24 protein-coding genes are annotated in these 22606 nt (G+C 61.3%); 18 read left to right on the top strand and 6 right to left on the bottom strand.

Going from position 1 to position 22606, the window contains the following annotated elements; all coding sequences use genetic code 11:
- Nucleotides 1-23 precede the first annotated feature (23 nt).
- From AB6O04_RS10230 to AB6O04_RS10185, 10 genes are all read left to right on the top strand, one after another.
- Nucleotides 24-605 (top strand): TetR/AcrR family transcriptional regulator, encoded by a 582-nt coding sequence (locus tag AB6O04_RS10230; protein WP_368563770.1) that lies wholly within the window; start codon nt 24-26, stop codon nt 603-605.
- 136 nt (nt 606-741) lie between these two features.
- Nucleotides 742-1593, top strand: a complete 852-nt coding sequence (locus AB6O04_RS10225; RefSeq protein ID WP_368563769.1) for an oxidoreductase — start codon at nt 742-744, stop codon at nt 1591-1593.
- 46 nt (nt 1594-1639) lie between these two features.
- Nucleotides 1640-2641, top strand: a complete 1002-nt coding sequence (locus AB6O04_RS10220) for an NADP-dependent oxidoreductase (RefSeq protein ID WP_368563768.1) — start codon at nt 1640-1642, stop codon at nt 2639-2641.
- A gap of 492 nt (nt 2642-3133) precedes the next feature.
- Complete coding sequence (locus AB6O04_RS10215) at nt 3134-4510, top strand: S8 family serine peptidase (protein ID WP_368563767.1); 1377 nt, start codon at nt 3134-3136, stop codon at nt 4508-4510.
- Nucleotides 4511-4846: 336 nt separating this feature from the next.
- On the top strand, nt 4847-5470 hold the full coding sequence (locus AB6O04_RS10210; RefSeq protein WP_368563766.1) for a DUF1801 domain-containing protein: 624 nt from the start codon (nt 4847-4849) through the stop codon (nt 5468-5470).
- Between the two features lie 118 nt (nt 5471-5588).
- Nucleotides 5589-6068: a helix-turn-helix domain-containing protein gene (locus tag AB6O04_RS10205; protein WP_368563956.1), complete on the top strand. Its 480-nt coding sequence runs from the start codon at nt 5589-5591 to the stop codon at nt 6066-6068.
- The gene (locus AB6O04_RS10200; RefSeq protein WP_368563765.1) at nt 6065-6472 is read left to right on the top strand and encodes a VOC family protein; all 408 of its coding nucleotides are present in this window, start codon (nt 6065-6067) and stop codon (nt 6470-6472) included. The genes AB6O04_RS10205 and AB6O04_RS10200 overlap by 4 nt, the downstream gene beginning before the upstream one ends.
- Nucleotides 6473-6503: 31 nt before the next feature.
- Nucleotides 6504-6725 carry a hypothetical protein gene (locus AB6O04_RS10195; protein WP_368563764.1) on the top strand — a complete coding sequence of 74 codons (222 nt, stop codon included), beginning with the start codon at nt 6504-6506 and terminating at the stop codon, nt 6723-6725.
- 51 nt (nt 6726-6776) lie between these two features.
- The gene (locus tag AB6O04_RS10190) at nt 6777-7211 is read left to right on the top strand and encodes a DUF1801 domain-containing protein (protein ID WP_368563763.1); all 435 of its coding nucleotides are present in this window, start codon (nt 6777-6779) and stop codon (nt 7209-7211) included.
- Nucleotides 7212-7551: 340 nt separating this feature from the next.
- Nucleotides 7552-8034: a VOC family protein gene (locus AB6O04_RS10185; protein ID WP_368563761.1), complete on the top strand. Its 483-nt coding sequence runs from the start codon at nt 7552-7554 to the stop codon at nt 8032-8034.
- A gap of 59 nt (nt 8035-8093) precedes the next feature.
- On the opposite strand, the gene AB6O04_RS10180 is transcribed toward AB6O04_RS10185, so the two are convergent.
- Nucleotides 8094-8897 (bottom strand): arginase family protein, encoded by an 804-nt coding sequence (locus AB6O04_RS10180; RefSeq protein ID WP_368563760.1) that lies wholly within the window; start codon nt 8895-8897, stop codon nt 8094-8096.
- Between the two features lie 154 nt (nt 8898-9051).
- Here AB6O04_RS10180 and AB6O04_RS10175 point away from each other — a divergent pair, with 154 nt between their 5' ends.
- The 5 genes from AB6O04_RS10175 to AB6O04_RS10155 all read left to right on the top strand — a co-directional run bounded on the left by AB6O04_RS10175 (nt 9052) and on the right by AB6O04_RS10155 (nt 12465).
- The gene (locus tag AB6O04_RS10175; protein WP_368563758.1) at nt 9052-9915 is read left to right on the top strand and encodes an NmrA family NAD(P)-binding protein; all 864 of its coding nucleotides are present in this window, start codon (nt 9052-9054) and stop codon (nt 9913-9915) included.
- 186 nt (nt 9916-10101) lie between these two features.
- Nucleotides 10102-10938: a helix-turn-helix transcriptional regulator gene (locus AB6O04_RS10170; protein WP_368563757.1), complete on the top strand. Its 837-nt coding sequence runs from the start codon at nt 10102-10104 to the stop codon at nt 10936-10938.
- 100 nt (nt 10939-11038) lie between these two features.
- On the top strand, nt 11039-11176 hold the full coding sequence (locus AB6O04_RS10165) for a hypothetical protein (protein WP_368563756.1): 138 nt from the start codon (nt 11039-11041) through the stop codon (nt 11174-11176).
- 35 nt (nt 11177-11211) lie between these two features.
- Nucleotides 11212-12063 carry an alpha/beta fold hydrolase gene (locus AB6O04_RS10160; protein WP_368563755.1) on the top strand — a complete coding sequence of 284 codons (852 nt, stop codon included), beginning with the start codon at nt 11212-11214 and terminating at the stop codon, nt 12061-12063.
- Nucleotides 12064-12264: 201 nt separating this feature from the next.
- Nucleotides 12265-12465, top strand: coding sequence for a hypothetical protein (locus tag AB6O04_RS10155; RefSeq protein WP_368563754.1), 201 nt, complete (start codon nt 12265-12267; stop codon nt 12463-12465).
- A 16-nt stretch (nt 12466-12481) separates the two neighbouring features.
- Here AB6O04_RS10155 and AB6O04_RS10150 read toward each other — a convergent pair whose 3' ends face one another.
- The 3 genes from AB6O04_RS10150 to AB6O04_RS10140 form a co-directional block, all read right to left on the bottom strand.
- Nucleotides 12482-13390 carry an arginase family protein gene (locus tag AB6O04_RS10150; RefSeq protein WP_368563753.1) on the bottom strand — a complete coding sequence of 303 codons (909 nt, stop codon included), beginning with the start codon at nt 13388-13390 and terminating at the stop codon, nt 12482-12484.
- 242 nt (nt 13391-13632) lie between these two features.
- Nucleotides 13633-15297: a glycoside hydrolase family 43 protein gene (locus AB6O04_RS10145; protein ID WP_368563955.1), complete on the bottom strand. Its 1665-nt coding sequence runs from the start codon at nt 15295-15297 to the stop codon at nt 13633-13635.
- A 195-nt stretch (nt 15298-15492) separates the two neighbouring features.
- Nucleotides 15493-16743 carry an MFS transporter gene (locus AB6O04_RS10140; protein WP_368563752.1) on the bottom strand — a complete coding sequence of 417 codons (1251 nt, stop codon included), beginning with the start codon at nt 16741-16743 and terminating at the stop codon, nt 15493-15495.
- Nucleotides 16744-17162: 419 nt separating this feature from the next.
- Here AB6O04_RS10140 and AB6O04_RS10135 point away from each other — a divergent pair, with 419 nt between their 5' ends.
- Nucleotides 17163-18119 (top strand): MBL fold metallo-hydrolase, encoded by a 957-nt coding sequence (locus AB6O04_RS10135; RefSeq protein WP_368563750.1) that lies wholly within the window; start codon nt 17163-17165, stop codon nt 18117-18119.
- Between the two features lie 218 nt (nt 18120-18337).
- On the opposite strand, the gene AB6O04_RS10130 is transcribed toward AB6O04_RS10135, so the two are convergent.
- On the bottom strand, nt 18338-19231 hold the full coding sequence (locus AB6O04_RS10130; protein WP_368563749.1) for a LysR family transcriptional regulator: 894 nt from the start codon (nt 19229-19231) through the stop codon (nt 18338-18340).
- Between the two features lie 82 nt (nt 19232-19313).
- On the opposite strand from AB6O04_RS10130, the gene AB6O04_RS10125 reads away from it, so the two are divergent.
- Nucleotides 19314-20150: an NAD(P)H-dependent oxidoreductase gene (locus AB6O04_RS10125; protein ID WP_368563748.1), complete on the top strand. Its 837-nt coding sequence runs from the start codon at nt 19314-19316 to the stop codon at nt 20148-20150.
- A gap of 518 nt (nt 20151-20668) precedes the next feature.
- On the opposite strand, the gene AB6O04_RS10120 is transcribed toward AB6O04_RS10125, so the two are convergent.
- A complete protein-coding gene (locus AB6O04_RS10120) occupies nt 20669-21598 on the bottom strand; it encodes an alpha/beta fold hydrolase (protein ID WP_368563747.1) in 930 nt (309 codons plus the stop codon).
- 126 nt (nt 21599-21724) lie between these two features.
- On the opposite strand from AB6O04_RS10120, the gene AB6O04_RS10115 reads away from it, so the two are divergent.
- Nucleotides 21725-22558, top strand: a complete 834-nt coding sequence (locus AB6O04_RS10115) for a cupin domain-containing protein (protein WP_368563746.1) — start codon at nt 21725-21727, stop codon at nt 22556-22558.
- The last annotated feature ends 48 nt before the right edge of the window (nt 22559-22606 follow it).

Genomic DNA, 22606 nt, shown 5'->3' with positions numbered 1-22606 from the left:
GACAGGTGTATGATGCGCGTCATATGAAGCGCACGACGACCCGATCCAAGGAAGCCACGCACGATCGCATCGTCGATGCTGCCGCGCGCGCCATCCGGCGCAATGGCTACGGCGGTGCCGGTGTCGCCGACATTATGAAGGACGCTGGCCTGACGCATGGCGGCTTCTACGCGCACTTTCCGTCGCGCGAGGCAATGCTTGCGGAGGCTGCCGACCGGGCCGGCGGCGAAAGCGTGGCCATGATGGAGCGTATCGTCAGCACTACGCCACCGGACCGAGTGCTCCAGGCGATGATGGAGGCCTACCTTTCCAAGATGCACGTCGAAGCGGTGGAGGCAGGCTGTGCAACGGCCGCGCTAGGCTCGGAAATTCCGCGCCAGACACCCGAAGTGCGGCGCGCCGCCACACGGCGCATCAAGGAAATGATCGACCTCGTGGCCCGCCAATCGCCCGACTGGGGACAGCCAGGCGCGCACGAGCACGCGCTGTTCACCGTCGCTGCGATGGTCGGCGCACTGACGCTGGCGCGTGCCGTCGACGACCCCAAGCTATCCGACGCGCTGCGCGAAGCAACGCTGAAGAATCTCGCTCCAACCGACAGCTGATATCGCTCGACCGTGTGTCCTATACGCTTGCTTTTAAATATGACGAACATCATATAAATGCGCATGAAAGCGCTCAATCCGACTCGGCGAGCACCACACGGCGGTGCTTGCCACCCACTTCATCAAAGGTACTTCCATGAACATCAAAGAATCCATCGCTCTCGTCACAGGCGCCTCATCGGGCATCGGCAAAGCCACCGCGCAGCGGCTCGCAGCTGCGGGCTACAAGGTCTATGGCACCAGCAGACGCGGCGCCCAGTCAGGGCAGCTGTCTTTCGCCATGCTGCCGCTCGATGTGACGAGCGATGAGTCGGTCGAATCCGCAGTGAAGGAACTCATCGCACGGGAAGGCCGCATCGACCTGCTGGTGAACAACGCCGGCTTCGGCGTCGCGCCTGCCGGAGCGGAGGAGAGTTCGATCGAACAAGCCAAGGCGATTTTCGAGACCAATTTCTTTGGGCTTGTTCGGATGACGCGTGCCGTCGTGCCTCATATGCGGCGGCAGGGCCACGGCCGGATCATCAACATCGGCTCGGTGCTTGGCTTTCTTCCCATGCCCTTTGGCGCCCTTTATGCCGCAACGAAACATGCGGTTGAAGGCTATTCGGAATCCCTCGATCATGAGTTGCGCACAAGAGGCATCCGGGTATCGGTTGTCGAGCCCGCTTATACGAAGACGCAGTTCGACGCGAACTTCCTTGCCCCCGATGCGCCACTGGATGAGTATCGCGAAACCCGCGCACTCGTAGACAACGTGATCAGCGAGGTGATGAAAGGTGCCGACGAGCCGGCCGTGGTCGCCGACGTCGTTCTGAAAGCAGCCACCGCCGCCCGGCCAAAGCTACGGTACACGGCAGGCACACTCGCCAATCGCCTGCGACTACTGCGCAGGTTTGCACCTGCCGGCATGTTGGATGCCGGCATTCGGAAAGACATGAGGCTCGACACCATGGCGCCGCCGCCTCGCGTTGTCGGAGCCAGCACGTAACCGCCTGGTGTCCGCTTCGTCTTCTACCGTTCACAAAGGAAACGCCATGAAAGCTTTCGTCATCGACCGCTATGGAAAAAACGAGGTTGTGCGGGCGGGCGAAATGCCGGAGCCGGCGTTGCGCGACAAAGACGTACTGATCCAGATACACGCCGCCAGCGTCAATCCACTCGACCTGAAAATCAGGGACGGAAAGCTGAAAGCCCTGTTGCCCTATCGCTTGCCACTCATCCTGGGCAATGATCTGGCCGGCATGGTCATTCGAATCGGCTCTGGAGTACGGCGATTCAAGCCGGGCGATGAGGTCTACGCGCGACCCGATGCGAATCGGATCGGCACCTTTGCCGAGCTCATCGCCGTGGGAGAAGACGCGGTGGCGAGCAAGCCCGCGCGCCTCACCATGGAAGAGGCGGCTTCCCTTCCGCTGGTCGGCTTGACCGCCTGGCAGGCGCTGGTCGAAAAAGCCAATGTGAAGCCCGGGCAGAAGGTGCTGATCCACGCGGGCTCCGGTGGTGTCGGAAGCATTGCCATCCAGTTGGCGAAGCATCTTGGGGCGACCGTGGCCACGACCACCAGCACGGCGAACCTCGACTGGGTCAAGGACCTGGGCGCGGACATCGTCATCGACTACAGGAAAGAACATTTCGAGACGATCCTGCGTGACTACGACCTGGTTCTGGACACGCAAGGCGGAGAAGTGCTCGAAAAGTCTTTGCGAGTACTGAAGCCTGGCGGAAAGGTCATTTCGATCTCCGGTCCTCCCGATCCAGACTTCGCCAGGGAAACGGGCGCCAACGGCATTTTGCGACTGGCGATGCGTCTGTTGAGCTACCGGATCAGGAAAAGCGCAAGGCGTCTTGGCGTGAATTACTCGTTTCTCTTCATGCGAGCGAGTGGAGAGCAACTACGCGAGATCGGTTCACTTATCGATGCCGAACACATACGACCGGTCGTGGACCGGATATTTCCCTTTGAAGCGACCAAAGAAGCGTTGGCCTACGTCGAAGAGGGACACGCGAGAGGGAAGGTCATCGTCAAGGTTAGGTAGGACTGGTGGGCGAAGGGCGAAGGGGCGAGAGGCCGGAGGTCAGAGGTCAGAGGTCAGAGGTCAGAGGTCCTGCTTTGCCTCCCCCTTTTTAAAGGGGGGATGACCCGCCATTCGGCGGTTGAAAAGCATTTGAGGGGGATTTGCTGTTGCTCTTCAGAAAAGCAACGGCAATGACGAACCCCCAGCGCCTACGCAGCGGCGCAGTGTGCGCAGCGCACGGTGGGGAGGAAAAAATGCCGGTGTATTCGCAGTTACTTCCCGTTTTGTGCCCTGCCGCATCAGCCTACGTCTTGCATAAAGCGGTGCTGTGCTCAATCACGCCGCATCAACAAACGCGCGCGCATCCTCCCGGCTCGGAGAGCGCACGCATCGGTTAGGGGAACTCACTTGGGAATCAGCCACAGGAAGCGGTCGGCCGCCTTGGCTGCGTTTGCTCCGTAGCAAGAATGTCCTGTTCATGCCCGTTCGACGGGCTCAATTGAGGAGGTTCCCGTGATCAAGAATGCTCTGAACGTTCTGGCTCTGGCATGCCTGTTCTCTGCCACCGCGCAAGCCGCCCCCGCTTCTCGCCAGATTGGCGTCAACGTGCTGCTCAATACCGATCCATCGCCTGCGGTCCTGACGCAGCTGAGCGCCCATGGCGCCGTGGGCAAGGTGCTGGGGGAGATTGGCGCGGTCACGTTGCGTACTACGGAGAGTCAGTTGGACGACGTCCGGGCGCTTCCGTTCGTCTTGGCCGCCAATCCTGACGCCGAGCGCAAGGGCTCACCGGTGGACACCGTCAGCGTCCCCAGTTTCGTCAACGGCCTCAGCACGTGGGACCAGGACGCCGTCGACGTCACCAACCTGGGGCAGGGGCGCACTATTCCGTATGACGGCAGCGGCATCTACGTCGCGGTGCTCGACACCGGATTGCTCGATTCATGGCGGCAATACTTCCCGCAGGAACGCATCGCCAGTCAGTTCGCCAAGGCCTTCAACGGCGGCGGCGGAGAAAACGGCAACGTGTCCGAGCCGCCCAACAAGTGGGAACACGACCAGAACTCGCATGGCACTCATGTCACCAGTTCCATCCTGGGCTACAGCCTCAATGGCATCCCTATCAATGGCACCGCACCGTTGGCGACCGTCATCCCGGTCAAGGTACTGAACCAGAACGGCTCAGGCTGGTCATCGGTGGTCGCGGCCGGCATTGTGTACGTCGCCGACCTCAAGGCCAGCGGCGCGCTGGGTGACGCCCCGGTAGTGATCAACATGAGCCTGGGCGGATCGCAACTGGATGCCATTGAAAAAGCCGCGATCGATTACGCGATCAGCGAGGGTGTCATCATCGTTGCATCGGCGGGTAATGAAGGCGAGGCCGGCATGGGCTATCCCGGTGCTTACGAGCCAGTGATCTCGGTCGCCGCATCGGGGTGGAACGGCCAGTGGAAACCGGGCGCGGACGGCAACCCCAACAACTGGTGGAACGCAGACGACGTTCCTAATCCCACTTCAGTTGCCGATTTCCACATCGCCGATTTTTCCAGCCGTGAACTGGCGGGGCAGGACCTGGACGTGGTAGCACCCGGCTCATGGATCGTGGGTCCGTACCAGACGCAGAGCGGCAAGACGTCGTACTTCTATCTCAGCGGCACCTCGATGTCCTCGCCGCACGTGGCAGGCATTGCCGCACTGATGCTGCAGAAAAACCCGACGTTGCTGCAGGCCGACGTTGAGGACATCCTGGAAACCGCGGCACTTCCGATGGGCGAAGGCTGCGCGCTGCTGTCGCTGCCAGGCGGTGCGTCGGAAGAGGTCTGCTGGGACGAGAACGCCACCGGCGAAGGCATCATCACCGCCGCGAATGCACTGACGTTGACGCCGTAAGGCAGCGACTGCGTTTCATCAATGGATTGTACGTAAGTCGCCGGCTATTGCCGGCGACTTACGCATGCCCGATAAAGCGAGGAGCTCGCGCCGGGACGGCGCTCCTACAGGGCCGCGGAGCCTTCGCTTTTGTAGGAGCGGCGTCCCGCCGCGAGCTCTTCCCGTCAGATCGCGATAAAAGCGAGGAGCTCGCGCCGGGACGGCGCTCCTACGAAGGCGAGGAGACGTGGCGGAAGGTGCGTGTTTGTCGGGTAGCTCCCGGGCACTAGCCCTTCAGGACAACTCCTATAATCAGGCATCTTTGGTTACGGATAGAGATCCGTCGGAGTGATGACAATGACCGGCAAGACGACCAAGAAGCCCGCGAAGGTGGCAAAGAAAGCTGCGACGAAGCGTGCCGCCACGAATGCAGCCAAACCGAGCAAAACCGCAGCCAAGTCACCCGCCCGCAAGTCCACGAAGACACCCGCCAAAACGATGAAGAAGCCATCGCGTGCGCGCGCAGCATCGCCCAAGGCTAGCGCAAGCAAGAGCAAGACCCCTGCGGTGGCCGCGAAGAAGCCGGCGCTTCTCTCAGGCGGTAACCCACAGATCCCCAAAGGCTACGGCGACGCGCCCGTGAAGGCGTACATTGCGGCGATGCCGGGCTGGAAAAGTAAAGTCGGGCAACACCTCGACGCGATCATCGCGCGCACTGTTCCCAAAGTGCGCAAGGCGGTCAAATGGAATTCGCCCTTCTATGGCATAGAAGATGACAGCTGGTTCCTCAGCTTTCACTGCTTCGACAAGTACATCAAAGTGGCGTTCTTCCGCGGCGCCTCGCTGGATCCGGCTCCAACTGTCGAGTCCAAGCACAAGGACGTGCGCTATTTCCACATTCACGAAGACGACTCGTTCGACCAGGCTCAGTTCGCCGATTGGGTCAAGCAAGCCAGCCAGTTGCCAGGCGAAAGAATGTGAGCGGCCTGGGTGCGGTTGCATGTGCGCGTGAGCGGAAGCGGGGGCGCGGATTTCGATGAAGGCGCCTGATCCTTTGCCCATGGAAACAGGGCCCGAGCGCAAACAGCTGCCGGGACGGATAAGCCAGGACCCCGAGCTGCTGCGCCGCCTGCTGCGCGCGAAGGACCGGATGGACGCCGCCTCGCACGAGGAGTGGCCCGTCAGCCGGCTGGCGTCGGTGAGCTGTGTCTCCGAGGCCCATTTCGCGAGGTCGTTCAAAGAGGCTTTCGGCGTCCCGCCGCACCGCTACCTGCTCACGCGTCGGCTGGAGCGGGCCAAGGCTCTCCTCCGCGACACCGATATGCCTATTCTTGATATCGCACTGCAGACGGGTTGGAACAGCCTGGGTACGTTCGGGCGCACGTTCCGCGACGTCACCGGCGAAAGCCCCGGTGAGCTGCGTGCGCGCGAAAAAGCCGCCCGGCAGGAACTCGAGCGAGTGCCGGCTTGCTACATCAGCGCCGCCTACCGCCCCGGTCTCACGACCGCAGTTTCGGAGAAGCGGAGGCAGGACGCGGGTGCTACAAAGGCGTCCCAAAACAAATCGGAGGTTTCATGAGCCAGGGTATTGGAGTGATGGGGCTGTACGTTCGCGACCAGGACGAAGCCCTCGAGTTCTATGTCGGCAAGCTGGGATTCCACGTCCATACCGACGCGCGCAATGGCGATTACCGTTGGCTGACGGTGCATCATCCGGACCAGCCGTCTTTCCAGCTGGGCCTGTTCAAACCTCAGGCGCCGGTGCTCGACGCATCGACCGCTCAGACGGTGAATGAAATTGTTGCGAAGGGTGCCATGCCACCGCTCGTCCTCAATGTCGATGACTGCCGCAGCGCTTACGAAAAAATGCGTGCCAGCGGTGTCGAGTTCACGCAGGAACCGGTGGAACGCTATGGCAACGTCGACGCGAACTTTCGCGATCCATCCGGAAATGGGTGGAAGATGGTCGAGGCGCGGCGATGATCGCTTTGGGGCGTTTTCACGGGAGATTCCATTGAACATCTGGATTCGTCGGATCCATCGCTGGCTGGCTGTTGCCTTCACTGCTGGCTTTATCGCCAATTTCTTTGTCGTAGGGCAAGAGCCCTATCCGGTCTGGGCGGGCGTGGCGGCGCTGCTCCCGTTAGGCTTGCTCCTGCTCACGGGGTGGTACATGTTCGTCCTGCCTTATGTCGCCAAGTGGCGCCGTGGCCGAAGTTCCGGCGCACAAGAGTGACGGCAGCCGTCTCGGCGCAGGTCTACATCAATCATGTAAAGGAGCGACACCATGGCCGAACAATTAATAGATTCCCCCTCCAGGCTGATCGACACGAAAATCGGGCGACTGGCCGATTGGCGCGGAGAGATCCTCTCCCGCATCCGCGGCCTCATCAAGCAGGCCGACCCGGAAATCGTCGAAGAAGTGAAGTGGATTAAGCCATCGAACCCGCTGGGGGTTCCGGTGTGGGAGCACGCGGGAATCATCTGCACCGGTGAAACGTACAAGGACAAGGTGAAGATGACTTTCGCCAAGGGCGCCTCCTTGGATGATCCTGCCAACCTCTTCAACTCCAGCCTTGATGGCGGCACACGGCGCGCCATCGACATCCATGAAGACGACAAGATCGATGAGAAAGCCTTCAAGGCGCTCATTCGCGCAGCCGTGGCGTTGAACACATCGAAGAGTACGAAAGGCGCGGTGAAAGCAGCCAAAGCCAAATGAGCCGCGCTACCAGGCGCTGATTCTGAAGTTCAACAGCGCTGGCCTCAACGACCCGGCGGCACCCATGGTTTTTCGGCTTTGTCTGCGGATTCTTCCACGTCCAGAACGGCCGGATCATCTTCCAGCGTGGTTGTTCTGACCCGTTGTCGTTCTTTCGTCTTCAAGGCATTTCCGTTGCATAGAGCTGCCTCGGCGCTTGAACGGGGCCAGATCCGATTTTGTCCGGCTTGAAGCAGTCGTCGGTTTCCCACGACCATGATGTCGAATTCGGGTTTGGTGGATCGTCGTCCCACTACACCCGCGCGGTTCTGCGCCCTTACACACCCAGGAGTCCTTGCCCATGAACGCCCCAGCCAAGATCACCCCATGCCTCTGGTTCGACTTCAATGCCGAGGAGGCGGTGGCGCATTACCTGTCGATCTTCAAGCGCGGCCGCATCCTGGAAGTTTCGCACTACGGTGACGCAGTGCCCTCGCACAAGGGCAAGGTGATGACGATTCAGTTCGAAATCGAGGGACAACCCTTGCTGGCACTCAACGCGGGTCCGGGCTTCCCATTTACCGAGGCGATTTCGCTGATGGTCGCCTGCGAAGAGCAAGCCGAAATCGATGAACTCTGGTCCAAGCTCAGCGCTGGCGGCAGCGAAGGGCCCTGTGGCTGGCTGAAGGACAAGTTCGGCCTGTCATGGCAGATATACCCGCCGCAGGTCATCGAGATGTACAACAGCCGCGACCGGGACGCAGCCACGCGAGCGATGCAGGCGATGATGAAGATGAAGAAGCTCGACATCGCCGCGCTTCACGCCGCGTACGATGGCAGGTGACTTCGCTTGATATCCAGCGGCGATAACTCGCCGTTGGATGTAGTTTGGCGATCCCTGGATTAGCGCGCCAGTTCCGGACCAACGGCCGCCTCGCAGAGCCTTCCAATCACCTGACTGCCTTCGCGGGCTTCCTCGTCATCCGCTGGGGCAAATTCGGTCACGGTAAAGCCGACTACGTCGGCTTCGCGCGCGATACGGCTGAGCAAGGCGATGGCGTCTTCGATTCCCAGGCGGCCATCGGGGTAGGCGACGAAAGGAAATTCACGTGGATCGAGCACGTCCAGGTCGAAATGGATATGCACGGGGCCGTCGATAGGCGTCTGTGAATCCAGTAGTTTCAAATCCATCTCGCGCTGCAGTGCCCAGTCGCCATCGTCCCCGACATGGACGCCGAAATAGTGGAAGCGGGCTGGATCGATCGGCGTGCCCAGGAAGGGACGCATCGGCTCGGGTGCGCGCCCCAGGACCGCGCTTACCGGCATGCCATGGAAGTTGCCGCTAGGGGAGGTTTCAGGCGTGTTGCCGTCGAGGTGGGCATCAATCCAGATCACGCGGAGGTCTGGATGCACGCCGTGCAGATAATCGATCACCGCGACATCGACCGCGCAATCGCCACCGGCGGTTAATACGCGCCGAGCGCCGGAGCGCGCGAGAATGTCCTGGGCGCTGCGAAATTGCGCAAAGATCGCGTCCCAACGATTTACGCCGTGAGCCGTCTCCACGTGGCCATCCGCCAGTGGAACGCTTGCCAAGGGCGCATACCGCGCGCATACCGCAGCGGCCGCTTCAGCACCGCGCGGGAGGTTCTGGTGCCGGCCCGACCCTTGCCATTGCGGATACGAGAGACTGAGATCGAACGACATGGTCTTGCGCTCCTTCTGGTGATCACGGGTCGATGATGCCACCTCCTGCACCACCGCATATCGCGAAGCGTAGGGTTCTTCACCCGCTCACCCATGCACCGACGTGCAAACTATGGAAACTTTCTTCCGACTGCGGCTAGTAGGAGGCATACGGATGTACGTCATCATGGGTGGAACGGGACATGTTGGCTCCGCGACGGCTGAGACGCTGCTCGCTCGTGGCGAGCGGGTGACCATCGTCACGCGCGATGCGAACCGCGCGGATGCGTGGCGTGCGAAAGGAGCCGAGATCGCTGAGGCGGACGTCAACGATGCTGCCTCACTGCGCGCTGCATTCCGGCGCGGGAGCCGCGCTTTTCTACTTAATCCCCCTGCGGACATCACGACTGACACCGATGTGGTCGAGAGACGGACGGTGGCTGGCATTCTCTCTGCGCTGGAAGGTTCAGGGCTGGAGAAAGTCGTCGCGGAATCGACCGGCGGCGCGCAGCCCGGCAGCCGCATCGGCGACTTGAGTGTTCTGTGGGAGCTTGAAGAAGGGCTGCGACGGCTATCGATTCCGGCGGCGATCAATCGCGCGGCTTACTACATGAGTAACTGGGATAGTCTGCTGGACTCTGTCCGAGGGGCGGGCAAGCTGCCGACGATGCTTCCCGCCGACTTGGCCATTCCCATGGCCGCTCCGCGCGACCTGGGTGATGTGGCAGCCCAGAGGCTAACGTCTCCCCTCGACGATATCGGCATCCGCTACGTGGAGGGGCCCCGGCGCTATTCCTCAGTTGACGTGGCGCATGCGTTTTCGGAAGCGCTCGGCCGGCCAGTGGAAGTCGAGGTCACGCCACGCGATAACTGGAAGGAGGCCTACCGTGCCCTCGGTTTCTCCGAGGCTGCGGCAGAGTCGTATGCGCGAATGACCGCAGTCAGTGTCGACAGCGGCTTTGACATGCCCGACGACGCATTGCGGGGCTCGATAACCTTGGAGGCATATATTCGCGACTTGGTCGATAAAGCCGGATAACCAGTGGCAATGGCATGAAGGGAACGCTGGCTGCGGAGAGTGATCCCGGATGCCCTTCACTGCATCCCGGGCTACGCAGTTACTCGGTGGCCAAGCGTCTAAAGATTACGATAGTGTCCGGTCGCGGGTCCGGTTCTAATAAGCCGTTCGGGCGGGCGCGGACCTCTGCCACATGGACCGGTTGCAATGTCGGAGTTTGTGATTCATCCACTGCTGGATACAGGCACCATTTCGGTGAACGACGTCCTGTGCCAGGGTCACTGCCGTCACCGCAGCGCTGAGGAGTGCGCGCGCACCACGCACATTGTGTTTCCCTATCGTGGGTTGTACCTGCGTCATGTAGGTAGCGACCAATCCGTTGCCGACGCTAATCACGTACTGTTCTTCAATGCGGGCGAGGGTTACCAGGTCAGCCACCCGGTGGATGGCGGAGACTCATGTCTCTCGCTCGCCATCGCACCCGAACTGTTGCGCGAACTGGTGCCCGTGGAGTTGTTGAACCGGCCGGAGGAGCCGACCTTGCGCGTGCAGTCGTTGCGCATCGATCCGCGTGCACAAGCTCTGGTGGCACTGCTGCGCCATAGCTTGAGCCATGGAAGCATCGAATCCATGGAAGCGGAGGGCTTGGCGTTGACCTTGATCTGCCGCAGCCTGGGCCCGCGCACGGCTCACGCCACCGGCGCCACGCAGAGCCGGCGAAGGTTGGTAGATCGTGTGAAGGTATTGCTCGCAAACGACCTTGGCCGCCAATGGAAGCTGGCCGATATCGCGGCGGAAATCGGCGGTTCTCCGGTGTATCTGACCCAGGCGTTCCAGCAGGTCGAAGGCATTCCGTTGCATCGGTACCATTTGCGGTTGCGATTGGCGCGTGCTCTCGATCGGCTGGCGCACTGCGAAGACATGTCGACGCTGGCGATGGATCTCGGGTTCTCAAGCCACAGCCATTTCGCGGCCGCTTTCAAGCAGGCCTATGGACGTACGCCAACACAGTTCCGCGCTGAGGCGCTTTCCAAGAGCGCGTAAGCATTCCACCCACGCATTTCGCTAAAGATTTCGACAGCAACAAAGTTAGCGCAATGGTCTCCTGTGCATGCCCGAGCCGAGGGCGAACTGGAGAAGGGAAATGAGCGAGAAAACCTGTGCCGCATGCGATTACCCGCTGGACGACAACGCCATCAAGGTCACCATTGGCGGACGCACCGTTGAAGTCTGCTGCGAGGAATGCGCGCAGAAGCTCGGCGAAGCCGAGGCAAGCAAGTAATGGACGCGCGTGAATTTTTCGGAGAGCGCAAGACCGTGACCACGCCTTCGGGCGTGGTCAGTTACGTCGAACGTGGTAGTGGGCCAACCGCTTTGTTCGTGCATGGCGTGCTGCTCAACGGTTATCTATGGCGCCATCAACTGGCGGAGCTGAGCGACACGCATCGGTGCATTGCGGTGGACCTGCTGGCGCACGGCTATACCGAGGCCAACGACGGGCAGGATGTATCCGTTACCGCCAATGCGACTATGCTGGTGCAGTTCCTGGATGCGCTGGCGATCGACCGGGTGGATATGGTCGGTAACGACAGCGGTGGCGGCATCTGCCAGATCTTCGCGGCGACCCATCCGCACAGGTTGCGCAGTCTGACACTCACCAACTGCGATGCGCATGACAACTGGCCGCCGGAGGCATTCCAGCCCTTTGTCGCGATGGTGGCGGCAGGTGGTCTGGAAGGCACGCTGCGTGCCATGCGCGCCGACAAGGCGGTGTACCGAGACGCGTTGGCGCCCGCGTACGAGCGTCCGCAGGACCTGAGCGACGAGATCATCGAAACCTATATCGGGCCGTTCCTGGACTCCCCCAAGCGTCTCAAGGAACTGGAACGCTTCGTCAATGCTTTCGATTGCCGCCACACGCTGGCTGTCGAGGATGGGCTGCGGCAGCTGCAGACACCCACGCTGATCGCCTGGGGTACCGACGACGTGTACTTCCCGCTGGAATGGTCGCGCTGGCTGCGGCAGACCATTCCTGGAACCCGGCGGTGGGTCGATCTCGAAGGCGCGCGTATCTTCTTCCCGGAGGAGCGTTGGGCGGACTTCAATCGCGAACTGCGTGGACATTTCTCGGCAGTCGATGAGGTTTCGACGCACAGCGTCGTCGCGTAGGGACCGATGTCCGGGGACATAAGCGAGGTGCGCCGCCCGCCATCCGGCATGCCCTGGCTGAGCCGCCTTCCAGGCCTGAATGGACGTCGTCATCGAGGAGCGCCTTCAACATCAGGACACCAGCCTGGAAACCCACTAGAATGCGCCGGCGATGGGCGCTCCGGGCTAGTGGGCTGCTTCTTCTGCCAAAGGGGATCAAACATGCAAATGCACACGTATTGGCTTGCGCTGGGACTGCTGGTGTTCCCATGCTTTGTGGAACCCAGCGTAGTAGGCGTTCATCCGGTGGGCGAATATGACCCCGCTGCGAACCCCGCGGCCTCTTCGACGCAGGGCGTGGACCTGCCACGGGATTCGTCCGCTGAAGACCGGCCGCTCAGCTCCAGCGCGGCGTTCGGCTAGAACCTGTCAGCGGAGCTCAGTGTGCGGCGTTGACCTGGCTAGGGTGCGAGAGCGCATCCGATAGCACATCAACAAGCCTGCGGCCGGCTTCGCCATCCTTGTCCAGATTGGGGTTGTAGACGGTAACCTCGATGCCCAGTGCCTTGCCGCTGGCGAGTGCGATCTCCAATGTTCGCCGTAGTTCCTGGATCGAAAGACCATCGGGCAACCGATATTCCACCGCGGGCATGACATCGTCGTCCAGACAATCGGCGTCGACATGAATGAAGAATCCCTGCAACTCCGGCCGCGTCAAATGCTTTACTGCTGCGGTGGCGGCGGCCTCTACGCCAAGTTCGCGGACCTTGGCCAAATCGTAGGAAAGCAGATCGTCCGGCAACGGCTGGCTGCCGTACTCGGCCTGGTCTTTGGCATCGCGGAAACCGAAAGCAACCGCATCCTCTTCGCGTACCAATGGGCCGAGGCCTTCGATATCGCTTAGCAGGGCAGGGCCGTGTCCCGTCGCGAAGGCCAGGTCCATCGAAGCGGCTTCGCCATAGGGGTCGGCCTCCGGTTGATAAAAATCGGCGTGGCCATCGATGAACATCAGCCCGTAGCGGCCACGACGCTTCAATGCCAATGAGGTTCCAAGCAGGATGGAGCAATCGCCGCCCAGCACGACAGGGAACTCATCCCGATCGAGCACATCGGTGACAGCGTCCGCCAGTTTCGGCGACCAGTCGGCAATCGCCTGCGCATTCAACGTATGCGTGTCCGGATCACGCGCATCGCTGTACCGAGGCACATCAAGCCGGACGGCATGACGAGCCTGCAAGCGTTCAGCCAGCCCGTAGCGCAACAACGCCTGGGGCAATAATTCGACGCCGGTTGGCCTGAGCCCCAGATTGGATGGCGCTTCGATGATGGCGTAGTTGCGATCGTTCATAAGCACGGTCCTTCTGACATTGCCTACGCCCGGTGCGATTTGGTCCCGCGGCATTCGAGCGGGGCCGAGTATCTCCATACGTTGGTAAACGCTGCGTAACGATTCGTAGTGCAGCAGATTTTGTTTGTTCTGTAGGAGCGACGTGAGTCGCGATGGGGCTTTGCCGATAAAGTCTTATCGCGACTTACGTCGCTCCTGCAATGGGTTGGAGCCTGGTCGCCAAATTCAGGCAAGCGAATCGATCACGGGCGGAGCGCGTAAGGTCCGAAGGTCGCGCCGATGAATCCGCCGGCGACGTCGGTGCTTAGCAGGCTGGCATCCAGGTTGGTTGCCAGTGGCTTCCACTGGTCCGGAACCACGGAGTACAAAACGTCCAGACGTGGCCCATCGAGTTGAAAACGTAGCGATACAGGTTGCTTTGACGTTGGCAGGTCGATGCGGGCGAGGCGCTTTCCGGTTATAGGCTGATCTTTTCCGGCACGGCGATACAACGCTACTGCCGTCCCATTCTTATCGCCTTCCAAGCCAACGACGTAGTGGTAGCGCTCGTTCTGCAGCAGCGCCAATCCCACCAACTCGCCCTGCATTGGCTGATAGGGTGCCAGCGTTGTCGATATCGTCGCGCGGTGGTGCTGCAAGCGATGGGCGACGTAGGCGGGTTGTCTGCCGCTGTCCTGCTCGCCCAGCGGTGCGGGCGAGGGGGTGAGTTTCAGTCCATTGCTGCCGGTGCGAAACCACGCGTTTTTCGGCGGGTGGATCGTCATCCATTGCGGTGGCAGTTTGTCGTCGGTGAAGCGCTCGGTCCATTCGATCGGACCGCCGGTCGGTACGGATTGGGGGCTACGCGGCAGTGCGGGCCGTTCCAGCACAACGGGAACAGGTTCGCCGCGCGCCAGGACCATGGGCCAACCATCACGCCAAGTCACCGGTAACAGAAATGTTTCGCGGCCCAGGTTGTACTGATTGCCGCGGTAGGGACGCGTGGCCAGGAATACCGCCCACCACGAGCCGTCCTTCAATTCGACGAACTGGGCATGTCCGGTCGACGTGATCGGATTGGCGCGGGCCGGATTCAGGTCGCGCTGCGTCAGCGACGGATTGCCGGACCAAGGTTCATAGGGACCGCCGACGTGCTTGCTTCGCCAGATCATCTGCGCATGCTGCTCGCCGGTGCCGCCCTCGGCGGCGGTCAGGTAGTAGTACCCGTTGTGCTTGAACAGATGCGGGCCTTCGACATGCTCCGGCTTGCTGGCTGGATCGGCGCCGCCATCGACCAGTACCTTGCGCGGGCCGACCATCTTGTTCGTAGCCACGTCGAAACGCTGCATCCAGATAGCCCGGTGCCCGTCGTAGCGCATCTTGCCCTCGGGGATGCCGTTGTTGAGCATCCAGGCAGTACCGTCATCATCGAAAAACAGCGAGGGGTCGATGCCTTCGAACCCCAGCCACACCGGGTCGGACCATGGGCCGGCGGGATTCTTCGCGGTGACGATGAAGTTGCCGCCATCGCAGTAGAAGCAGGTGTTGGCAATATAGAACGTGCCGTCGTGGTAACTGATGCTGGCGGCGAACAGTCCCCGCGTCAGCTCGTCTTTGCCGTAGTCGATCTGATCGGTGCGGTCGATGGCATTGCCGATCTGGCGCCAGGACACCAGGTCACGGCTATGGAAGACGGGCAGACCGGGAAAGTAGCCGAACGTAGAGGTAACCAGATAGAAATCGTCACCCACGCGAATCGCGGACGGATCCGGATAGAAACCGGCGACAACCGGATTTCGGTACTGCGTTGGGCCGACCAATGGACCGCCGTCATCACCGGTATAGCGCACTTCGGTGAAGACCACATCGGCGGCTATCGCTGGCAATACGGTGAGGCAAGCTGCCAGCGCAAGGATGAATCGGTTCATTCGGCGGCCTATATCGGTGACGTGGAACAACAGTGCGAACGAAGTGTTGCCCAGTCGGTACGGCGCGACCAATGAAGTTTTTGCAGCAGGCGATTCCGTTCGTGAAAGAAGGTCGAGGTAGGTCGGGGCCATCCCCCCGACGCATGGATCTGGTAGTGCGCGCGTCGGCCACGTAGGACCGACTACTACTTCAGCTCATCCATCTTGCAGGATCGGACTTAGGCTGCCATCGTCCTTCCGCCGCCGCGCGGACGGGAACATCAGCGCAATTGCCACCGCGCCCAGTCCCACCGCCATCGAGCCGATGTACAGCCACGTGTAGCTGCCGAAACGGTCGTACAGCCAACCACCTGCCAATGGACCGAACGCCATGCCCAAGCTGGAGAGCAGGGTGGCCGCGCCCAACACCGTGCCCAGAATTTGAGGGCTGAACGCTTCACGCGCCAGTGAGGCGTAGAGCGGCATGGTGCCGCCATAGGCCATGCCAAAAACGATGGCTACCGCATAGAAGCCGTCGAGCTGGTTCACGCGCAGGTAGGCGGCTGCCGCGAACGCCTGTATCAGCAAGCCGGCCACCAACACGCGCTTGGCGCCCACCTTGTCGGCGAGAACGCCGAACAGCAGACGGCCGCCGAGTCCGGCGGCGCCTTCCATGCTGTAGATGGTGACGGCGGCGGTCACACTGAGGCCGCAACCAACCGCGTAACTGACGGTATGAAAGATCGGGCCGGAGTGCGCGGCACAGCACGCGAAGTACGTAACCGCCAATATGATGAAGGGCCTGGATCGCAGCGCTTGTCCGGCGGTCAAGCTTTGGGTCGCGACCTGACTGTCGTCAGCGCTGGTCGCCGTTGCCACGGACGCGGCGCGCACGAACCATACGGCCGGCAAGGTGAGCGCCCAGGCGAGTAACCCGACAATCAGCAACGTGGTGCGCCAGTCGTAGTGGCTGACCAGCCACGCCACCAGCGGGGACATGGTCATGGGTGCTACGCCGACGCCGGCTGACACCAGCGATATCGCCAGGCTGCGACGGCGTTCGAATGATGCTGCGGTGGCTGCGATCACTGGAGCAAAGAAGCTCGCCACGGCGACGCCCATCAATACACCGTAGGCGAGTTGGAACTGCAGCAGATTGCCGGCGCGGCTCGCCAAGACGCAAGCCAAGCCGAGCAACAGCGATCCGCTGAGCACAACCACCCGCGGACCATAGCGGTCGCTCAGCATGCCCCAGCCGAAACCGGCAAAGCCCAGGCTGATAAAGGCCAGGGTCATCGCGCTGGAAAGTCCGGCGCGCGACCAACCGGTGGCGGTGCTCATGGGTTGCAGCAGCACCGCCAACGCGAACACCACGCCCGCGCCCACACAGCCCATCAGCGCCCCCGCCGCAACGAGGGGCCAGTTGCGGTCCATGGGTATGGAAGAAGCGGTCGTAGGGCTATTCATAAATGACGAGTCCTGGGGTTTTCTTTGGGTTATTTCTATTAGACGAAGTAGGGTGCCGGGAATCGACATCGCCATCGCCATCGAATCGTAGCCGCCAGTGGAAGCGAGGAGCCAGAGCGCATGCGCATCGATTGTCCAGAGTCGTCCTCCGTCGTCCCGGCGCAGGCCGGGACCCAGTGTCTTCTGCTTCGGATGGCGAAATTTGATCAGCCATTAAGTCGTTGGCTTTTGCCGGAAAATGGCACAAATGCGCTGGGTCCCAGCCTGCGCCGGAAGCGCTTTTCAATAGCCGAATGGCTGGTCACGACGGATCTGTCGTAAGTTGAAACAAAAACTTACGGCGCCTGTCCATTTCGTTTATCGCCGATGGATTACTGTCGCGCTACAGTTACAACGAATCCCCCTTCAGGCGATCCCCCATGATCCTTAACAAAGCCTTCGTCCTGCTTGCCGCTCTGGCTCCCGTGATGCTCTTTTCCGCATGTTCGCAAGAGCAGCCTTCCCAGGAAACCGAAACCGCCCCGCCGGCAGCTCCTCCTACCGAGAGCGCCGAGACTTCTCAAAGCCCTGACATTTTCCGCTTCAAGATCGGCGCACTGGACGCGGTTGCCCTGAAGGACGGCGATATCAACGCCGCCAACGATGGCAAAACCTTCGGTGTAGGTCGGCCGACCAGTGATGTAGCCGCGGTGCTCGCCGCTGCGGGCCAACCGACCGATGTGCTTCATCTCAGCATCCAGCCGTTGCTGGTCCGGAGCGATTCGCAGGTTTTGTTGTTCGATACCGGAGCGGCTGATGCCTCGTTCGCCAAGGCCGGCCGACTGCCGGCTTCGCTACTTGCCGCCGGCGTCGAGCCATCCCAGGTCACCGATATTTTCATTTCGCATCGCCATCAGGACCACGCGGGAGGTCTGCTACTGGCCGATGGCGCACTTGCTTTCCCAAACGCCACTGTCCATCTCTCGGCACCGGAATGGGAAGCGCTCAAGGCCGATCGCGATTCGTCCAATCTGGTCTCGGCAATCACGCCAAAGGTGGCGACGTTCGAGCCTGGGGCGGCCATCCTGCCCGGCCTGGTCACTGCGGTCGCAGTCAACGGACACACACCCGGCCATAGCGCCTATGAAATTACCTCGGGCGACCAGCGCCTGCTCTACATCGGCGATTCGGCGCACCACTACGTGATTTCGGTCCAGCGCCCCGAGTGGACCATCGCCTATGACGAAAATGCTCCCACCGCCGAAGCGAGCCGTCGCGCACTGCTGCAACGCGCCGCCGATGAGAACCTGCGCATCTACTCCGTCCACTTTCCGTTCCCGGGTCTTGGCCATGTTCGCAAAGAGGGCGAAAGCTTTGTGTGGGCGCCGGAGCAATAAAGCAGACGTCGGCCGGTTGGCCGTAGCCCGGGTAAGGCCAAAGGCCGCACCGCGCCTCGATAGCGGCTCAGCGTCCGCAATGAAGAGCCCGTCGCAGCGCGACCAGATAGCGAACAACCGCAGCGAGTAGATACCGTTATTCAGCCGGGGAACGAGGAATTTCCGCGTGAAGCGTCCCCGGGTGCGCTTCGCTTACCCGGGCTACCCAAACAGACGGATCACACCGAAGTCGCGATATGCTCGCGCAGCCATTGATGCGCGGGATCGCGGTGGCGGCGTTCGTGCCAGAGCATGGACATCTCGTAGCCGGGTATGTCGATGGGTGGCTCGACGATTCGTAACGCACTGGTGTTACGAATCAGGCGCGAAGGCAGCATCGCTACCAGATCGGTGTTTGCCAATACCGACAACAAGAAAAGAAAGTGCGGAACGGAAAGCACCACGCGACGCGCCAAGCCGGCTTCGGTGAGCACTTCATCGGTGATGCCGCGGAAGCCGCCGCCGTCCGGTGACACCACCACATGCTCAAGTTCGCAGAACTGCGAAAGCGTGGGCCGTCGTTTCAAGCGCGGGTGACCCGCGCGCCCGGCCAGGACGTACCGTTCGGTGAAGAGCGCCCGCTGGTGCAATCCGGAAGGAGCGCCATCGGTGGTATGCAAGGCAAGGTCGATCTCGCCCTGTTCGGCCTGTTTGGCGATACGCGCTGGAACCATTTGTACGACAGCTAACCGGGTTCCGGGCGCTGCCGAGCGCAAGCCCGCCAATGCGGGCAACAGAACTGTCGATTCACCATAGTCGGCTGCGGCAACGCGCCACGTATGCCGAGCCTGCGCTGGATCGAATGGACCGGCGGGCGATACTGCTTGTTCAAGTGCTTCTAGCGCCTTTCGCAAAGGTTCGCGCAGCTCATCAGCCTTGGCGGTGGGCCGCATACCTCGCGGTCCGGGTAGCAGTAGCGGATCCCCAAAGATGTCCCTCAGCTTGGCGAGATGGACGCTGACCGAAGGTTGGGAAAAGTTCAGGCGTTCCGCCGCGCGGGTGACGTTATGTTCCGAAAGCAGAACGTCAAGCGTCACCAACAGGTTGAGATCGAGCCGTCGTAGATTATTCACCGCAATACCTGGAATATCGGAAATTCATTTCCAATATACCCGGGCTAGCCTGATTCTGTGTGCATCCAGCAGAGATCTCGCCATGAATGTTCTTATCGTCTATGCCCATCCAGAGCCACGCTCGCTCAATGGTTCTATCAAAGACCTGGCGGTCGAGACGCTGATCGGTCTCGGCCATGAGGTGCGGGTCTCGGACCTGTACGCGATGCAATGGAAGGCGGTTGCCGATGCCGACGACTTCCTGGCCCCGGTCGATGCCAACCGGGTCCGCTATGCGAACGAGTCGAAGCACGGTTACGCAACGAAAACACAGAGTCCGGATATCGAGGCTGAGCAGGAAAAGCTCATCTGGGCCGATGCCATCATTTTCCAGTTCCCGATGTGGTGGTTCTCGGCACCCGCCATCCTGAAAGGATGGGTCGAGCGCGTGTTCGCCTATGGCTTTGCCTATGGCGTAGGCGTGCACGGCGGCGAGCGTTGGGGCGACCGCTATGGCGAGGGCAATCTGTTGGGTCGGCGGGCGATGCTGTCGGTGACGATCGGCGGGCGCGAACCGCATTACTGGCCGCGCGGCGTCAACGGTCCGCTGGACGACCTGTTGTGGCCAATCCAGCACGGCACGCTGTACTACCCTGGTATTTCGGTGCTTCCGCCCTTTGTTCTCTACCAGGCCGATCGACTGACGTCGGACGATTGGCCGGAGATCGCCCAGCGCTATCGCAACAGACTTGAAGGTCTCTTCACCGACGAAGTGATTCCTTATCGCCGCCAGAACGGTGGGCACTACGACCCGCAGCAGGTGCTGAAAGACGGGCTGGGTGCGGGTGAAAATGGCACGCGTATCCATCTTCTTCAAGCAGGTGATCCGCCGCAGGAAGAGCTCACGATGAATGAGGTCCGAGAGTTGGAAGAACTTTGAGAATCCAAAGGAGCCACCCACTGTAAGAGCTGCCTTTTCCCGTAGGAGCGGCGTCCCGCCGCGAGCTCTTTCCGTCAGGTCGCGATGGAAGCAAAAGCAAAAGCTCGCGCCGAGACGGCGCTCCTACAGGTCGTCGTCGTTCGCTTTTGTAGGGGCGGCCTTCCCCATGTAGGAGCGGCGTCCCGCCGCGAGCTCTTTCTGTCAGATCGCGATAGAAGCAAAAGCTCGCGCCGAGACGGCGCTCCTACCGAGTCATTCGACCTGTAGGTGCCCGAATAGCGATTGAAGCCTGCCTGTTCTCCACTCGGACGCGCTGCGGCGCGTTCTTGATCACGCGAGCTGAGTGGCTACCGGGGCGCGGAGCGGCGTCCCGCCGCGAGCTCTTTCCGTCAGATCGCGCTAGAAGCGAAGAGCTCGCGCCGAGACGGCGCTGCTACAGAGTCACGTTGTTCCTACGAACAGCAGAGAGCCCCGCATGCGGGGCTCTCTGACTTCGCAACGTTGCTTCCGGCAGATACTTACTTCCGGAGGAAGTTCAACAGATCCTGATTGAGCCGATCCTTGTGCGTATCGGCCAAGCCATGCGGGGCACCTTCATAGACGATCAACTCGGCACCCTTGATCAGCTTGGCCGAAGCCTTGCCGGATGCATCCAGCGGCACGATCTGGTCGTCGTCGCCATGGACTACCAGCGTCGGCACATCGAACTTCTTCAGGTCTTCGCGGAAGTCGGTGGCCGAGAACGCGGCGATCGAGTCATAAGTGTTCTTGTGACCGGCCTGCATGCCCTGCACCCAGAACGACTGGATCAATCCTTGCGAAGGCTTTGCGCCAGGACGGTTGAAGCCAAAGAACGGACCCGACGCGATATCCAGGTACAGCTGCGAACGGTTGTCCAGCGAAGCCTTGCGCAGGCCGTCGAACACTTCGAGCGGCAGGCCGCCAGGATTGCTGTCCGTCTTGAGCATCAGCGGTGGCACGGCGCTGACCAGTGCGGCTTTCTTGACGCGAGCGGTGCCATGGCGGCCGATATACCGTGCCACTTCGCCGCCGCCGGTCGAGAAGCCGACCAGGGTCACGTCCTTGAGGTCGAGGGTTTCGATCACCGCGGCGAGGTCATCGGCGTAGTGATCCATGTCGTTGCCTTCCCACGGCTGGCTGGAACGGCCATGGCCGCGGCGGTCATGCGCCACGACGCGATAACCCTGTGCGGCCAGGAAGATCATCTGCGATTCCCAGCTGTCCGAGTTCAGCGGCCAGCCATGGCTGAAGGTGACGACCGGGCCGTTCTTCGGGCCCCAGTCCTTGTAGTAAAGCTGCACGCCGTCTTTGGTGGTGATGTAGCTGCCGGTTGCGACGTTGCCTTGCGCGGGCTGTGCGGCCTCGGCGGAGGCGGAAACGGCTGTTGCCAGTACGGCGGTGGCCAGGGTGCGGGATAGAAGGTTCATGGTGTGCTCCTTGGGGATGTTGCGGATCGGGGTGGGTGGGAAGTGCCTGTTGGTAGGACGTACTTTGAAGCATCTGCGGTACGAGATGCGGCATATAATCCGAGAAACATGACCGGGAGTATCAATATGGCCGACCGGCTCGAAGCCTTGTTTGAGCGCTTCTCAGTAAGGGCCCAGATGTTCCATTCGGGGATGCTGTGCGGGATCAATGACCTGGCGCCAGAAGGCGATACCGGCCAACTACATCTGGTCAAGCGCGGTGCCGTGGTGGTGAGTCACCACGGTGCCGAGGACCTACGCATCACCACGCCCAGCTTGCTGCTTTACCCGCGGCCACTGGCGCATCGCTTTGTAACGGATCCAACAGAAGGCGCCGAACTGACCTGCGCCAATCTGCGGTTCGAAGGCGGGAGCACGAATCCGATCGCGGCCACACTGCCTGCGTTTGTGTGCTTGCCGCTGGAGCAGCTCAAAGGATCGGAGGATGTGCTGGCCTTGATATTCGAAGAGGCATTCGAGCAGCGGTGCGGACGCAGGGCGTTGTTGGATCGGTTGTTCGAAGTGGTGCTAATCCAGATCCTGCGTCATCTAATGAATGGTGGACAGACACAGGTCGGGATGCTGGCGGGCTTGGCGCATCCCAAGTTGCGGCTGGCCATGGTCGCCATGCACGAAAAGCCTGCGGAAGACTGGAGCTTGGAAGCGCTGGCGTCGCGCGCGGGCATGTCGCGTAGCGTTTTCGCGAATGCATTTCGGGAAGCCGTGGGCTGCACGCCCGGCGTGTATTTGCAGCGATGGCGAGCTTCGCTCGTGCAGCAGGCGCTCAGGCAAGGACGCTCGCTCAAGATCATCGCCAGCGAGGTCGGCTACGGCAGCGAATCAGCGCTGTCCCGATCCTTCAAGGCAACCTTCGGAATGTCGCCACGGGAATGGAAACAAACCTTGGAAGTCAGGCATTGACCGCACGGCACCCGGCGAGCCGTGTGATTGCCTAACCCACAGCGGTTC

The organism is Pseudoxanthomonas sp. UTMC 1351 (assembly GCF_040948865.1).
GTDB lineage: Bacteria > Pseudomonadota > Gammaproteobacteria > Xanthomonadales > Xanthomonadaceae > Pseudoxanthomonas_A.
This window is presented reverse-complemented; position numbering and strand designations above follow the sequence as displayed.